The following is a 14,993-nucleotide window of genomic DNA, read 5'->3' as shown; positions in this document are numbered from 1 at the left end:
GTGCTTCATGCTCGCACGGGCGACCGACAACCGCGAGCGCCGCACGCGCACATTTCACGAACGCGCAACGTTCGTGATGGTTTTGACAATCATTATCAATAAGCGTAGGTTCGAACGCATGACGCACTCCCGCCATCGTTCCTCGCGCACACTTCCCGTCCTCGCCGCCTTCGCGACGGTCGGCGCCGGAACGCTGCTGCTGGCCGGGTGCGCGACCCCGGCGACCTCCGCCGCATCCGGCGGTACCGCGGGGTTGCGGATCGTGGCGACCACGACACAGGTCGGCGACTTCGTGCACGAGCTCGTCGGCGAGCAGGCCGACGTGACCCAGCTCCTCTCCCCCGGGCAGAGTGCGCACAGCTTCGATCCGTCGGCAGCGCAGTTGCTCGCCCTCGCCGACGCGGACGCGGTCGTCATGAACGGCGCGGGCCTCGAATCGTGGCTCGACGACGCATTGCAGGCGGCGGGCTTCGACGGCGTGCTCATCGACTCGAGCACGGGCATCGAGCTCTTCGCGACCGACGACCACGACCACGATCACGACGCCGACGACACGGACCACGACGACACGGCGTCCGAAGCCGCGGACGACGACCACGACCACGACCACGGCGCCGGTAACCCCCATATCTGGACCGACCCCGAGCTCGCGGAGCACATGGTCGAGAACATCGCCGACGGCCTCGCCGGACTCGCGGGTGTCGACACCGCATCGCTCGGCGCCGCGGAGTCGGCGTACCTGGCCCAGCTCGACGACCTCGACGACTGGATCGAGGAGAGCGTCGGCCAGGTGCCGGAGGGGCAGCGCCTGCTCGTCACGAACCACGACGCCTTCACCTACTACGTCGACGCCTACGACATCGACTTCGTCGGCAGCGTCATCCCGAGCTTCGACGACAATGCCGAGCCGAGCGCGGCCGAGATCGACGACCTCGTCGCCGCGATCACCGCGACGGGAACGAAGGCGGTCTTCTCAGAGGCGTCGTTGTCGCCGAAGGCGGCCGAGGCGATCGCCCGCGAGGCGGGAGTGACCGTCTACTCGGGCCCCGATGCGCTCTACGGCGACTCGCTCGGCGCCGAGGGCACCGAGGGGGCGACGTACGTCGGCTCGCAGATCCACAACACCCGGCTGATCGTCGAGTCGTGGGGCGTGGAGCCTTCCGCGCTCCCGGCGACGCTGCAAGGATGACCCCATGAGTTCGAGCGCGGTGCTGACCTTCGAAGACGCCGCGTTCACCCATCCGGGCGGCGACGGCGTGAGCGAACTCGACTTCTCGATCGCCGCGGGCGAGGCCGTCGCCCTCATAGGCCCGAACGGCGCAGGCAAGTCGACCCTGCTGCGCGGCGTGCTCGGGCTCGTGCCCCTGACGCACGGCAGCATGGCGCTGGGCCCTCGAGTGGATGCTTCCGGCCCGGGATCCACGGGCCGCGACGACGTGGTGGGCCGCGGTGGCGCAGCGACGCATGCCGAGCGCGGCATGGTCGGGTTCCTCCCCCAGACCATGGAGTTCGACGTGGACTTCCCGATCAGCCTCGAGCAGGTCGTGATGCAGGGCCGCTACCGCCAGCTCGGGCTGCTGCGCTGGCCGGGGCGAGCCGATCGAGCAGCCGTGCGCCGAGCGCTCGAGACGGTCGGGCTCGCAGACTCCGCGTCCAAGCGGTTCGGCTCCCTCTCGGGCGGCCAACGGCAGCGCGGCCTGCTCGCACGGGCGTTGGCCGCCGATCCGAGCCTGCTGCTGCTCGACGAGCCGTTCAACGGCCTCGACCAGCCGAACCGCGACGCACTCGTCGAGACCCTCCGTCGACTGAAGGCCGACGGGGTGGCCGTGCTCGTCTCGACGCACGACCTCGAGCTGGCCCAGCAGGTGTGCGACCTCGTGGTGCTCGTGAACAAGCGCCAGACGGCCTTCGGACCGGTCTCCGACGCGCTCACGCTGACGAACGTGCAGCGCTGCTTCGAGGGCGTCGAGGTCGAGATCGACGAGCACACGCTCGTCGTGCCCGATCACGAGGGCCACTGATGCCCGTGCGGGCATATACGCGCCGCGGAGTGCGGGAGAGCGGCGCATGAGCCTCGCTGACGCGCTCTTCGGCGCCTTCGCCCTGCCGTTTATGGGCCGGGCGCTCGTGGTGATGCTCGTGCTCTCGGTCGTCGCAGGGGTCGTGGGCGTGCTGGTGAACCTGCGGGGCCTCGAGTTCGTGACCGACGGGCTCACGCACGCCGTCTTCCCCGGCCTGGCCGTCGGGCTCGCCGTCGGCGGCGCGAACGGTGTGCTGCCCGGAGCGGCGGTTGCCGCGCTCATCGGCGCCGTGCTGCTGACCTGGTTGATGCGCTCGGGCGTCGCCTCCGACGCCGGCATCGCGGTCGTGCTGACGGCGGCGTTCAGCGTCGGCGTGATCGTGGTCTCGAAGAGCGACGACTACGCCGGGGCGCTCGAGGAGCTGCTCTTCGGCCGCGTGCTCACGATCCCGCCCGACGACGTCGTGCCGCTCGTCGTCGTCTCCGTGCTTGCGCTGGCGCTCGTGGTGCTCACCGCGAAGCAGCAGGTGTTCCGGGCGTTCGACCCCGCCGGCAGCCGCGCGGCCGGCGATTCCGCGTTCGGGCTCGACCTGGCGCTCAACGTCGCGGTCGCGCTCGTCGTCGTGGCGGGTGCGAGCACAGTCGGCTCCCTGCTCGTGCTCGCGCTGCTCGTCGTTCCCGGCGCGGTCGCGCGCCTCGTGACGGGTCGGCTCTGGCTGCTCTTCCCCGTGGCCGGCGTGTTCGCCGCGATCGCATCGTGGCTCGGCCTCTCCGCCGGCTTCGCCGCGAGCGTCGGCGCCGGGGTCGACCTTCCGGCCGGCAGCACCATCGTCGCCGTGTTCGTGCTCGCCTACGGAGTGGTGCTCCTCGTGCGCCTGGCGCTCGACGCGGGCGCACGGCGCCGCATCGCAGGAGCTGGGTCGGCCTCGTCCGCGCCGATACCTGCCAAGCAGGTTACATCGGGTTCGTCCGATGTCGAGCCGGGGGAGCGGGTCGCATGAGCTACTTCGAGCGCGCGATGCTGGCGGCGATCGTCATCGGCGCCGTCGGCGGATTCGTCGGATGCCTCGTGGTGCTGCGCAAGCGCACCTTCTTCGCGCAGGCGCTCACGCACGGCACCTACCCGGGCGCCGTCGCGGCGGCCGCGCTCGGCCTGAGCGTGCCGCTCGGGGCCGCCGCGGCATCCGTGGTGCTCGTGCTCGTCATGACGGGCATCGCGCGCGTGCGCAACCAGGGCGCGCAGGTGGCCGCGGGCATCGTGCTCACCGGCGGGTTCGCGGCCGGTGCGATCCTCGCGGCCGTCGTGCCGAGCCTTCCCGTGCAGCCCGAGTCGCTGCTCGTCGGGTCGATCCTCACGGTGACCGACGCCGACGTTTTGCTCGCGGCATCCGTCGGCATCGTGGCGCTCGTGCTCGTCGTGCTCTTCGGTCGGAGCATCGTGTTCTCGACCTTCGATCCCGCCGGATTCCGGGCGGCCGGGTACCGCGAATGGCCGATCGAACTGCTCGTGCTCGGGCTCACGGCCGCGACCGTCGTGAGCGCGTTGCCAGCGGTCGGGGCGATCCTCGCGATCGCCCTCATCGCGGCACCCGCCGCAGCCGCCCGCATCGTGACGTCGACCTATCGCGGCATGCTCGTGGCCGCACCCGTGATCGGCGCGGCGTCCGGCGTGCTCGGCGTGCTCGCCTCGCGCGCCTTCGCGATCGCCGCGGGCCCGGCGATCGTGCTCACGGCCACGGCGTTCCTGGTCGTCGCGCTGGGCGGCTCCAAGCTGCGCGCGCTACCGTGGAGACCGTCCGCGATACCCGTGGAGACCGCAGAGGACGCCCGCACCGCATGAAGCGCAACACCTGGCAACGCGAAGCCGTTCGCGAAGCCCTCGACGGCACCGAGGGATTCATCAGCGCGCAGGCGCTGCACTCCTCGCTGCACGCGAGCGGCTCGCCCATCGGCCTCGCGACCGTCTACCGGGCGCTCGGCGACCTCGCCAGCTCGGGCGAGGCCGATTCGCTGCAGTCGCCCGAGGGCGAGGCGCTCTATCGCGCGTGCAGCACGACCGGTCACCACCACCACCTCATCTGCCGCAACTGCGGGCGCACGGTCGAGATCGCGGCCGACGAGGTCGAGGCCTGGGCCCAGCGCACCGCCGCCGAGCACGGGTTCACGCAGGCGGCCCACGTCGTCGACATCTTCGGCCTCTGCGCCGACTGCACGGTGCTGTTCGCGGCCGAGAACCGCTGAGCCCGGCACGCTCCACGGTGCCGATGCCGATGCCGGCTCCGGTGCCACCGCCGTCGCCCGATCGAGGGGTGTCGGGCGCTGCACGAGCGGCGTATCGTTCGCCGGGTAGACGGTGACCGGCCCGGGGGAGCAGGCGCCTGCTCGGGCGGCCGGCTCCCTCGTGCGATCACGGGCCGGAGCCGACCGACCGCTCGAAGGAGAGACCATGGCGACACCCGACGAAGCGCTCCTGCCCACATTCAGCCGCATCGGCGAGTCGACCACGGCGCGCTACACCGAGATCCCCGAGGGATCGATGCTGCCAGAGACCGCCTACCGCATCGTGAGCGACGAGATGATGCTCGACGGCAACGCCAGGCTCAACCTCGCGACCTTCGTCGGCACGTGGATGGACGAGCATGCCGACCGCCTCTACGCCGAGGCGTTCGACAAGAACATGATCGACAAGGACGAGTACCCCGCGACCGCCGCGATCGAGGAGTACTGCTGGAGGATCCTGGCGGACCTCTGGCATGCGCCCGACCGTCGCGACGTGATCGGCACCTCGACGATCGGGTCGTCCGAGGCGTGCATGCTGGGCGGGCTCGCATTGAAGCGACGCTGGCAGCATGCGCGGCGCGCCGCCGGAAAGTCGACCGAGAAGCCCAACCTCATCATGAGCTCGGCGGTGCAGGTGTGCTGGGAGAAGTTCTGCAACTACTTCGACGTCGAGATGCGCCTCATCCCGACGACCGACGCGCATCCGCTCATGGACGGAACCGGCCTCGAGGACGTCGTCGACGAGAACACCATCGGCGTGATCGTGCTCATGGGCGTGACGTACACGGGCGCTTACGAGCCGGTCACGACGGTCGCCGCGAAGCTCGACGAGATCCAGGCGAAGACCGGCCTCGACATCCCGATGCACATCGACGGCGCGTCAGGAGCCATGGTCGCGCCCTTCCTGCAGCCCGAGCTCGAGTGGGACTTCCGGGTCGAGCGCGTGCAGTCGATCAACACGTCAGGCCACAAGTACGGGCTCGTCTACCCGGGCGTCGGCTGGGTCGTCTGGCGCAACGCCGCGGCACTGCCGGACGACCTCGTGTTCCGCGTCAGCTACCTGGGCGGTGAGATGCCGACGTTCGCACTCAACTTCTCACGGCCGGGCGCCCAGGTGCTGCTGCAGTACTACCGGTTCCTCAGGCTCGGCCGCGAAGGGTATCGGCAGATCCAGCAGACGACGCAGGATGTCGCACGCTACCTGTCGGGCGCGATCGGCCGCATGGACGCCTACGAGCTGCTGACCGACGGCAGCGACATCCCCGTCTTCGCCTGGCGGCTGAAGGCCGGGCACACCGACAAGTGGACGCTGTACCACCTGTCGGAGCGGTTGCGGATCCGCGGATGGCTCGTGCCGGCGTATCCGCTGTCGGGCGAGCAGTCCGGTCAGACCGTGATGCGCATCGTGAGCCGCAACGGGCTCAGCCACGACCTCGCCGAGGATCTCCTGCGCGACATCCGCATCGAGACGGAGTTCCTCGACTCGCTCGAGGCGCCGATGCCGCACCCCGGGCTCGGCCCGACCTTCCACCACTGATCGCCGACGAAGGGTCGCAGACGTGGGGGAGACCACCCGGCCGCGCGTCACGACGGTGCGTCGACTGCGCCGCGAAGCGTGGGGCTTCGCGGTGGGGTCGGCCTGCTTCTTCGCGGGCGCGCTGCCCTGGTACGCCGACCGGCTGGGCGCGGTGGGCACCAACGCCACGTTCCTCACCGGATCGATCTTCTTCACGCTGGCGGCGTTCATCCAACTGAGCCTCAGCGGCCGGGTCGCACCGCACGCGAAGATGAATCAGGCCGACCGGGCCGACTGGTGGGCGGCCGCCGTGCAGTTCGCGGGAACGCTGCTCTTCAACATCTCGACGGGCGCGGCGTTCGCGGCCGCCATCGCCCGCCCCGACGCCGTCGGCGCAGGATGGCGTCCTGACGCGTGGGGGTCCCTCGCCTTCCTCGTGTCGAGCACGCTCGCCGTCATCGCCACGAAGGATCGCGGCCGGCTGTGGGACACGGATGCGCGCACGTGGCACGGAACCTGGCTGAACGCGGCGGGGTCGATCGCGTTCGCCGCCTCCGCGATCGGCGCCTACGTGGTGCCCGACTCCGGAGACCTCGTGAGCCAACTCTGGGCCAATCTCGGCACGGCGATCGGCGCGCTCTGCTTCTTCACGGCCGCGCTGCTCTCGCGGCGGACGATCTCGAAGGAGTGAGGAACAGAGAACCCCAGATCAGCGAGAATTCCTCGAACATGATTTGGTGACCCTCCTTCGAGGGCCATACGGTTGAAGACGGCCCTGACGGGCCGACCCACCCAGTCCGCGCCCTCTCGTGAGACCGCCTCGGCGGCCTCGACGACAGAGGTCGTATGGTTCCGCGCGTGGTGCGTCGCCCCGATGGCGACGCGCGCTGGAGCCGGGATTCGCACGACCTCCGTCGCTGCTTGAGTCCCGGATCCCGGATCGCCGCAACCCGGCCGTGACGCGTGCGCCTCCGCCTGCCTCCCTGCACCGGGCGGCGGTCTCCGCACGTGCCATTGGAGCACCTTCGATGCCCGAACATCACAGCACCGCCGCGGTCTCCGACCGCGTCACCGAACCGCACCGCACCACCGAACCGCACCGCAACACCGAACAGCCCCGCACCGCGGATCCGCACCGCATTCCCGAACCACGGCTCGTCAACGCACTCGAAGTGCGGGGACTCACCAAGTTCTTCGGCCGCCGCCCGGCCGAAGCCCTCGAACGCCTGCACGACGGGGCCACCCGTGCCGAGCTCGCCGCGCTCGGCACGGCCGCGGTCGTCGACGTGGAGTTCGACGTCCGGCAGGGCGAGATCTTCGTCGTCATGGGCCTCTCGGGCTCGGGCAAGTCGACGCTGATCCGCATGCTCAACGGGCTCGTCGAGCCGACCGGGGGCACCGTCACGGTGATGGGGGAGACCCTCACCGGCGTCGCACCGCGCCGCCTCCGAGGCATCCGTCGTCGCCATGTCGCCATGGTGTTCCAGCACTTCGCCCTGCTGCCGCACCTGACCGTGCTCGACAACACGGCCTACGGGCTCGAGATCCAGGGCGTCTCCGCATCCGAGCGTCGAGCGCGGGCCGAGCGGGTGCTCGAGCGCGTCGGGCTCGCCGCGTGGGCCGACAAGTTCCCGTCGGAGCTCTCGGGCGGCATGCAGCAGCGCGTGGGTCTCGCCCGCGCCCTCGCGGCCGATGCCGACATCCTCCTCATGGACGAGGCGTTCAGCGCGCTCGACCCGCTCATCCGCCGCGAGATGCAGGAGCAGCTCATCGAACTCCAGCAGGAGCTCGGCAAGACCATCGTCTTCATCACGCACGACCTCAACGAGGCGATGTTCCTCGGCGACCGGATCGCCGTCATGCGCGACGGCCGCGTCGTGCAGATCGGCACGGCAGAGGAGATCCTCACCGACCCGGCAGACGACTACGTCGCCCAGTTCGTGCAGGACGTCGACCGCGCCCGCGTGCTGACCGCGGGCAACGTGATGGAGACGCCGCGGTCGATCGCCTCGGCCTCGGCCGGGCCCCGCGCGGCGTTGCGGGCGATGCGCGACCTGCAGACGTCGATGGTGTTCGTCGTGGCATCCGGTCGTCGACTGCTCGGCGTCGCGCACGACCGCGACGTGCTGCGCCTCGTGCGGCGGGGCGAACGCTCGCTCGACGGTGCGATCTCGACCGACTTCGCTGCCGTCGGCCCGGACGTGCACCTCTCAGAGCTCTTCGAGAGCTCGGTCGAGCAGGATCTGCCGCTCGCCGTCGTGGACGACGAGCGACGACTGCTCGGCGTCGTGCCGCGCGTGACGCTGCTCGCCGCCCTCGGGAACGTGCCCACCGACACCGCCGAGCTGCAGGCGCTCCAGACCCCGTCGACCGTGTCGGCCGAGGTGATGACGGCGACGCTCCGCGAGACCGCAGCCGCGGCCCCGCCGGACATCCCGTTGCCGGCCGATGAACTCGCGATGCTCAAGGGGGCCGGCGCATGAACGACTTCCGGCTGCCGCTCGGCGACCTCGCCGAGGGATTCATCGACGTGCTCACCGAGACGCTCGGATGGTTCTTCGCCATCGTCCGGGCCGTCTTCCTCGCGTTCTACGACGCCGTCGAGTTCGTGCTCGTCACGCCGCCCTTCTGGGTCGTCGTGCTCGCGCTCGCCGCACTGGCCTGGGTGCTCAAGGGCTGGAAGCTCTCGCTCGGTACGGCCGTCGGACTGCTCGTCATCGTCGGCGTCGACCAGTGGGACCACGCCATGGAGTCGCTCGCGCTCGTGCTCGTCGCGAGCACCATCGCGATCGCGCTGGCCGTTCCGGTCGGCATCTGGACGGCGCGCTCCGACCTCGCGTCGAGGATCGTGCGCCCGGTGCTCGACTTCATGCAGACCATGCCGGCGTTCGTCTACCTGATCCCGGCCCTGATCCTGTTCCGCGTGGGCGTCGTGCCCGGCATCGTCGCGACCATCGTGTTCGCGATGGCGCCCGGCGTGCGCCTGACCGAGCTCGGCATCCGAGGGGTCGACCGGGAGGTCGTCGAGGCGGGGCACGCGTTCGGCGCCTCGTCCGGCCGCATCCTGCGCCAGATCCAGCTGCCCCTCGCGATGCCGAGCATCATGGCCGGCGTCAACCAGGTCATCATGCTCTCGCTCTCGATGGTCGTCATCGCGGGCATGGTCGGCGCGGGCGGTCTCGGCGGCGACGTCGTCGCCTCGCTCAACCGCATCGACGTGGCCCTCGGCTTCGAGGCCGGCCTGTCGGTCGTGATCCTCGCGATCATCCTCGATCGCATCACGGGTGCGCTCGGCGGCGGTCGTCGCCGTCGCCGAGGCGGCACGACCTCGCGAGCGACGGATGTCGCGACGCAGGCGGATGCCGACCGCGAACCCGTGCCCGCGGCATCCGTCACCGCCTGACGCCTCGCGAAGCACCGCCGCACGCGCGCACCTGCGCGCCCCGGCGCATCGGACCCGAACCCCCAACACCCGCAACCCACAGCCTGCGGGATGAAAGGAAGCACCATGAAGCTGTCCACCCTCACCGGAGCCCTCGCCCTGAGCGCCGCCTCGGCCCTCGTGCTCGCCGGCTGCTCGGCAGGCGGAGCCGAGGCCGAGACCCTCGCGAACGGCGACCGCAAGGACGTCACGATCGCCGTCTTCAACGGATGGGACGAGGGCGTCGCCGCGAGCGAGCTCTGGAAGGCGATCCTGACGGAACAGGGCTACGACGTGACCCTCGAGTACGCCGACCCGGCGCCCGTCTACAGCGGGCTCGCGAGCGACGACTACGACGTGACCCTCGACACCTGGCTGCCGACGACGCACGCCGACTACGTCGAGGAGTACGGAGACGACATCGTCGACCTGGGTGCCTGGAACCGCGACGCGAAGCTCACGATCGCGGTGAACGCCGACGCGCCGATCGACTCCCTCGACGAGCTGGCCGACAACGCCGACGTGTTCGACGACCGCCTCGTGGGCATCGAGCCGGGCTCGGGGCTGAACCGGGTCACGACCGAGCAGGTCATCCCGGCCTACGGCCTCGACGACCTCGAATACCTCACGAGCTCGACGCCCGCGATGCTCTCGGAGCTGACCGCGGCCACGAAGGCCGGCGAGAACATCGCCGTCACCCTCTGGAGCCCGCACTGGGCGTACGACGCGTTCCCGCTGAAGGACCTCGAGGACCCCGAGGGCGCGCTCGGCGGTTCGGAGGGCATCCACTCGTTCGGCTCGGCGTCGTTCGAGGAGACCCATCCGACGCTCGCGGGCTGGCTGAAGGCGTTCTCGATGGACTCGCAGCTGCTCTACTCGCTCGAGAACGCGATGTTCAACGAGAACGACTCCGACGACTACGCCCCGGTCGTCGAGCAGTGGATCGCCGACAACGGCGAGTACGTCGACTCGCTCACCGAGTAGGCGCGACGGCCTTCTGAAGGGGCGACGGATGCCGCGGCATCCGTCGCCCCTTTCACGTCGCGTCGTCGCGGAGCAGCGCCAGAACCCGTTCGGCCGTGCCCCACGAGAGCGTGACCCCGGCGCCGCCGTGTCCGTATGCGGCGATCACCGGGAGCTCGTGCCCGGTCACGCGCTCGAGCCGGATCGTCGGGCGCGCGGGCCGAAGCCCGACCGCGCGGCCCAGCACCGGCTGGCCGGCGATCGCCGGCACCAGCGCCGCCGCGCGTTCGAGGATCGCCCGCTCGGTGTCGACGTCGATCGCGCGATCCCATGAGCCGTCGATCGAGGTTCCGCCGACCACTATGTCGTCGCGACGGGGGAACACGTACGTGAGGCGATCGGGTTCGTCGGTGTCGGTGACCCAGTCCGTGAGTCCGGGGTTCGCGAGGCGGACGACCTGCCCCCGCACGGGCACGACGTCGGGGTCCCCGCCGAGCAGCTCCCCACCGCGGATGCCGCCGGCGATAACCACGGTGTCGGCGCGACCCGCGAGCTCGGCCAGGTGCTGCACGGATCGACGCTCGAACACGACCCCCAGCGCGCTCGCCCGCGCGCGCAGCCACGGCAGGTAGGCCGGGATCACGATGAACGGCAGGGTGGCCCGGACGCCCGAGCTCGCGCCAGGAGGCAGCAGGCGAGGGTCGGCCTCGACGGCGTCCGGCACGAACGCGGTCCAGGACCTGTCGGGGGTCGCCGACCGCTCCACGACGGTGCCTGCGCGCATCTCGACGCCCGAGTCGGAGACCTCCGACAGTGCGGCGAACCTCGCGAACGAGCTGCGGAGCAGCTCGACGACGGCCGGCGATCGCTCGGCGCGGTAGGGGAACCACAGGGCAGCGGAGACCGCGGACACCGTGTCCATCGTGTCGACGTCTGCGACGACGGTGACCTCGTGCCCGTCGCGCGCGAGTTCGACAGCGGTCGAGAGGCCGATCACCCCGGCGCCGATGACCGTCACGCGCTGCGCATCCGAGCGTGGTCCCACGTCGCCTCATTCCCTCGATCCGATGACGTCTCACGTCAGGGATACCACCGCGCGGAGGATCACGGGCCGCCGTGCGCGCGTGGCCGGCCCGCGGCATCCGCTCGATTCGGCCGTGATCGGCCTCTCTGGTAGGCTGTTCCTTTGGCTGGGCACATCCACTGCCCAGACCGCGACCATCCCCCTTCGAACACCGCGAGAAATCGCGGGTTTCGGCGTGGGAAGTCAGCAGACAAGAGACCTTGGGAGGGGCATCCGCCCCTCGGTATTGGAGGAAAGACCAATGGCAGCAGTGTGCCAGGTGACTGGAGCCGTTCCCGGCTTCGGTCACAACATCTCGCACTCGCACCGCCGGACGAAGCGCCGCTTCGACCCGAACGTGCAGAAGAAGACCTACTTCGTTCCGTCGCTCCGTCGTAGCGTCACCCTGAACGTGTCCGCCAAGGGCATCAAGGTGATCGACGCCCGCGGCATCGAGGCAGTCGTCAAGGACATCCAGGCTCGTGGGGTGAAGCTCTAATGGCGAAGCAGCAGGACATCCGTCCCATCATCAAGCTCCGTTCGACGGCCGGCACCGGGTTCACCTACGTGACCCGCAAGAACCGTCGCAACAACCCCGACCGTCTCGTGCTCAAGAAGTACGACCCGGTGATCCGCAAGCACGTCGATTTCCGAGAGGAGCGCTAAACATGGCGAAGAAGAGCAAGATCGCGCGCAACGAGCAGCGCAAGGTGATCGTCGACCGCTACGCGGCGAAGCGCCTCGAGCTGAAGAAGGCCCTCGTCGACCCGAACGGCACCGACGAGTCCCGCGAGGCCGCACGCGTCGGCCTGCAGAAGCTGCCCCGCAACGCATCGCCCATCCGCGTGCGTTCGCGTGACGCCATCGACGGCCGCCCCCGCGGTGTCCTCACGAAGTTCGGCGTCTCGCGCGTCCGCTTCCGTGACATGGCGCACCGTGGCGAGCTGCCCGGCATCACGAAGTCCAGCTGGTAATCACGAGCTGAACCGCTTCCGAGAGGGGCGTCCCGGTCTTCCGGGGCGCCCCTCTCGTCGTCTCCGGGCATCGATGACGGATGTCGCGGGCGGGCGCTGCGCGTGCCGGCCGGCGTCGATCGACGCGCCCTCGCGGTCGTCACAGTGCGACACGCCGGGGCTTCCCTGCCCGAAAAGGCCGGAAATCCGCGAGTTTCCGGGGTTCTCTGCTACATTCGAGGCGGCCCGAACGGCCACGGGGGCGGTTGAACGATCGTTCCCGAATATTCATAAAACTGCTGTACAGAACAGCGAACGTCCGAGGAGGACATTCAATGGCTGACAAGTCGCTCAACAAGACCGAGCTCGTCGCGAAGGTCGCTGCGTCGACCGGGCAGAGCCAGGCAACCGTCGACGCCGTTCTCGGCGGTCTCTTCGAGGCCCTCGCCGAGTCCGTGGGCTCGGGCACCAAGGTCTCCATCCCGGGCTGGCTCGCCGTCGAGCGCACCCACCGCGCTGCCCGCACGGGCCGCAACCCGCAGACCGGCGCCGAGATCCAGATCCCGGCCGGCTACTCGGTCAAGGTCTCGGCCGGCTCCAAGCTGAAGGCCGCCGCGAAGTAGTCTTCGCGACCCTCGGGGGGCGTCCGGCTGCGGCCGGGCGCCCTTCGTCGTCTGCGGCCGCGGCCGCGTGCCGTTGCCCTCCGCAGGCGTGCCGCGGCCGACTGCCGCGTAACCGTCTGTGGCCGGGCGGGCGCCGCGCGCCGCGTAGGCTTGTCCGGTGCCCCGCTCAGTCCGTGTGTTCGGCCCTGCCGTCCTCATCGCCGTCGCGCTCGCGGCGACGGTCGCGGCACTCGCCTACGGCGGGGGAGCGGCGCCGCAGCTGATCCAGGATCCGGGCCCGTTCTCCCGGTGGGGCCTGCCGATCGCGAAGCTGTTCGTGAACCTGGGTGCGGCCGGCATGCTGGGCTCCCTCGTGCTCGCCGTGTGGGCGCTGAGCCCGAAGCGACGCGAGTTCGACGTCGCGCTCGACACGGCCGCGGCATCCGCCGCCGTGTTCACCGTGGCCAGTGCGCTGACGGGCCTGCTCACCTTCCTCGTGGTGACGGGCGTGCCGCTGAGCCTCAGCGACACCTTCGGCGCGCAACTCGGGCAGTTCCTCACGACGATCCCGCTCGGCCAGTCCTGGCTCACGACGACGCTCATCGGTGCCGCGGTGACCGTGCTCTGCTTCGCGGTGCGCAACCACACCGCCCTCGTCTTCGTCGCGGTGCTCGCGGTCGTCGCGCTCGTGCCCATGGCGCAGCAGGGCCACTCGGCCGGAACGGCCGGACACAGCGCGGCGATCACGTCGCTCGGGCTGCACCTCGTGTTCGCGGCCGTCTGGCTCGGCGGGCTGCTCACCATCGTGCTGCTGCGCCGCGAACTCGACGGCGCCCGACTGCCGGTCGTGCTCGCGCGCTACTCGACGGTCGCTCTGATCTGCTTCATCGTCGTGGCCGTCTCCGGATACGCCAACGCCGCGCTCCGCATCGGCACCTGGGAGCAGCTGACGACGCCGTACGGCGTGCTCGTGCTCGTGAAGCTGCTCGCGCTGCTCGCGCTCGGCGGGTTCGGGGCGATCCAGCGCCGGTACCTGATCGGGCGGATGTCGCGCGCAGCCCAAGAGGGCAAGGCCGGCCGACCGGCATCCCGCATCTCCGAGTTCTGGGTGCTCGTCGTCGCCGAGCTCGCCTTCATGGGAATCGCCTCTGGCGTGGCGGCCGCACTGGCGCGCACCGCGACGCCCGTCGTCGAGGAGCCCGGAGTCATCGCACGGACCCCCGCCGAGATCCTCACGGGCGAGCCGCTGCCGCCCTGGCCCGACCTGTACCGCTACTTCACCGAGTGGAACCTCGACCTGCTGTGGATCCTCGCCTGCGGGTTCGGCATCTTCTTCTACCTCGCGGGCGTCTGGCGCCTGCGTCGCCGTGGCGACAAGTGGCCCGTGTACCGGTCGGTGCTCTGGGTCTTGGGCATGCTGCTGCTCGCGTACATCACGAACGGCGGCGTGAACGCCTACGAGCAGTATCTGTTCTCGGCCCACATGGCCGCGCACATGGTGCTGACCATGGCCGTTCCGGTGCTGCTCGTGCCGGGGGCGCCGGTCACGCTCGCGGCACGCGCGATCAAGGCCCGCAAGGACGGGTCGCGCGGCGGCCGCGAGTGGATCCTGCTCGCCGTGCACTCGAAGTTCGCGGGCATCATCGCGAACCCGATCGTCGCGGCCGTGCTGTTCGCCGGGTCGCTCTGGGTCTTCTACTACTCGCCGCTGTTCAGGTGGACCATGGTCGACCACATCGGCCACGAGTGGATGATCGTGCACTTCCTCATCACGGGGTACCTGTTCGTGCAGTCGCTCATCGGCATCGATCCGGTGCCCTACCGCCTGCCGTATGCGTTCCGACTCGTGCTGCTGCTCGGCACGATGGCGCTGCACGCGTTCTTCGGCCTCGCGATCATGTCGAGCGCGGGCCTGCTGCTCGCCGACTGGTACGGCGCGATGGGCTGGGGAACCGACGCGCTCGTCGACCAGCAGATGGGCGGCGGCCTGGCCTGGTCGATCGGCGAGATCCCGACCGTGGCGCTCGCGATCACGGTCGCGGTGCAGTGGTCGCGCAGCGACCAGAAGGAGTCCAAGCGGCGCGATCGGCACGCCGACCGTACGGGCGACGCAGAGCTCGAGGCCTACAACGCACGTCTCGCCGCGATCGCCGAGCACGACCGGCTGGGCTGAGC

16 protein-coding genes are annotated in these 14,993 nt (G+C 70.3%); 15 read left to right on the top strand and 1 reads right to left on the bottom strand.

The genetic code is table 11. The features are described 5' to 3' along the window. The first annotated feature begins 118 nt into the window (after positions 1-118). The 10 genes from BM342_RS00735 to BM342_RS00690 all read left to right on the top strand — a co-directional run bounded on the left by BM342_RS00735 (position 119) and on the right by BM342_RS00690 (position 10,221). On the top strand, positions 119-1,189 hold the full coding sequence (locus BM342_RS00735; protein ID WP_177232001.1) for a metal ABC transporter substrate-binding protein: 1,071 nt from the start codon (positions 119-121) through the stop codon (positions 1,187-1,189). A 4-nt stretch (positions 1,190-1,193) separates the two neighbouring features. Continuing rightward, entirely contained in the window at positions 1,194-2,021 is an 828-nt protein-coding gene (locus BM342_RS00730; protein ID WP_092963598.1) for a metal ABC transporter ATP-binding protein, read from the top strand. A gap of 46 nt (positions 2,022-2,067) precedes the next feature. After that, the gene (locus BM342_RS00725; protein ID WP_092963596.1) at positions 2,068-3,021 is read left to right on the top strand and encodes a metal ABC transporter permease; all 954 of its coding nucleotides are present in this window, start codon (positions 2,068-2,070) and stop codon (positions 3,019-3,021) included. Then, positions 3,018-3,860 (top strand): metal ABC transporter permease, encoded by an 843-nt coding sequence (locus BM342_RS00720; protein WP_092963594.1) that lies wholly within the window; start codon positions 3,018-3,020, stop codon positions 3,858-3,860. The genes BM342_RS00725 and BM342_RS00720 overlap by 4 nt, the downstream gene beginning before the upstream one ends. Further along, a complete protein-coding gene (locus BM342_RS00715; RefSeq protein ID WP_092963592.1) occupies positions 3,857-4,261 on the top strand; it encodes a Fur family transcriptional regulator in 405 nt (134 codons plus the stop codon). The genes BM342_RS00720 and BM342_RS00715 overlap by 4 nt, the downstream gene beginning before the upstream one ends. A gap of 205 nt (positions 4,262-4,466) precedes the next feature. Beyond that, entirely contained in the window at positions 4,467-5,837 is a 1,371-nt protein-coding gene (locus BM342_RS00710) for a glutamate decarboxylase (protein WP_092963590.1), read from the top strand. Between the two features lie 22 nt (positions 5,838-5,859). Further along, complete coding sequence (locus BM342_RS00705; RefSeq protein WP_255368442.1) at positions 5,860-6,507, top strand: hypothetical protein; 648 nt, start codon at positions 5,860-5,862, stop codon at positions 6,505-6,507. Positions 6,508-6,844: 337 nt separating this feature from the next. Beyond that, positions 6,845-8,299, top strand: a complete 1,455-nt coding sequence (locus BM342_RS00700) for a quaternary amine ABC transporter ATP-binding protein (protein WP_092963588.1) — start codon at positions 6,845-6,847, stop codon at positions 8,297-8,299. Next, the gene (locus BM342_RS00695; protein WP_092963586.1) at positions 8,296-9,219 is read left to right on the top strand and encodes an ABC transporter permease; all 924 of its coding nucleotides are present in this window, start codon (positions 8,296-8,298) and stop codon (positions 9,217-9,219) included. Before BM342_RS00700 ends, BM342_RS00695 begins: the two co-directional genes overlap by 4 nt. Positions 9,220-9,324: 105 nt before the next feature. After that, positions 9,325-10,221 carry a glycine betaine ABC transporter substrate-binding protein gene (locus BM342_RS00690; RefSeq protein ID WP_092963584.1) on the top strand — a complete coding sequence of 299 codons (897 nt, stop codon included), beginning with the start codon at positions 9,325-9,327 and terminating at the stop codon, positions 10,219-10,221. 52 nt (positions 10,222-10,273) lie between these two features. Here the strand turns inward: BM342_RS00690 and BM342_RS00685 are convergent, their stop codons facing one another. After that, positions 10,274-11,245, bottom strand: a complete 972-nt coding sequence (locus BM342_RS00685; protein ID WP_218154874.1) for an FAD-dependent oxidoreductase — start codon at positions 11,243-11,245, stop codon at positions 10,274-10,276. A gap of 280 nt (positions 11,246-11,525) precedes the next feature. On the opposite strand from BM342_RS00685, the gene rpmB reads away from it, so the two are divergent. The 5 genes from rpmB to BM342_RS00660 all read left to right on the top strand — a co-directional run bounded on the left by rpmB (position 11,526) and on the right by BM342_RS00660 (position 14,991). Continuing rightward, positions 11,526-11,762: a 50S ribosomal protein L28 gene (gene rpmB / locus BM342_RS00680; protein ID WP_092963580.1), complete on the top strand. Its 237-nt coding sequence runs from the start codon at positions 11,526-11,528 to the stop codon at positions 11,760-11,762. After that, the gene (rpmG, locus tag BM342_RS00675) at positions 11,762-11,929 is read left to right on the top strand and encodes a 50S ribosomal protein L33 (protein ID WP_067880809.1); all 168 of its coding nucleotides are present in this window, start codon (positions 11,762-11,764) and stop codon (positions 11,927-11,929) included. The genes rpmB and rpmG overlap by 1 nt, the downstream gene beginning before the upstream one ends. A gap of 2 nt (positions 11,930-11,931) precedes the next feature. Beyond that, positions 11,932-12,237 carry a 30S ribosomal protein S14 gene (rpsN, locus tag BM342_RS00670; protein ID WP_055853966.1) on the top strand — a complete coding sequence of 102 codons (306 nt, stop codon included), beginning with the start codon at positions 11,932-11,934 and terminating at the stop codon, positions 12,235-12,237. 314 nt (positions 12,238-12,551) lie between these two features. After that, positions 12,552-12,839 carry an HU family DNA-binding protein gene (locus tag BM342_RS00665; protein WP_056007305.1) on the top strand — a complete coding sequence of 96 codons (288 nt, stop codon included), beginning with the start codon at positions 12,552-12,554 and terminating at the stop codon, positions 12,837-12,839. 157 nt (positions 12,840-12,996) lie between these two features. Continuing rightward, positions 12,997-14,991, top strand: coding sequence for a bifunctional copper resistance protein CopD/cytochrome c oxidase assembly protein (locus BM342_RS00660; RefSeq protein ID WP_218154873.1), 1,995 nt, complete (start codon positions 12,997-12,999; stop codon positions 14,989-14,991). The last annotated feature ends 2 nt before the right edge of the window (positions 14,992-14,993 follow it).

The sequence above is a fragment of the Agromyces sp. CF514 genome (genome assembly GCF_900113185.1).
Taxonomy (GTDB): Bacteria; Actinomycetota; Actinomycetes; order Actinomycetales; family Microbacteriaceae; genus Agromyces.
This window is presented reverse-complemented; position numbering and strand designations above follow the sequence as displayed.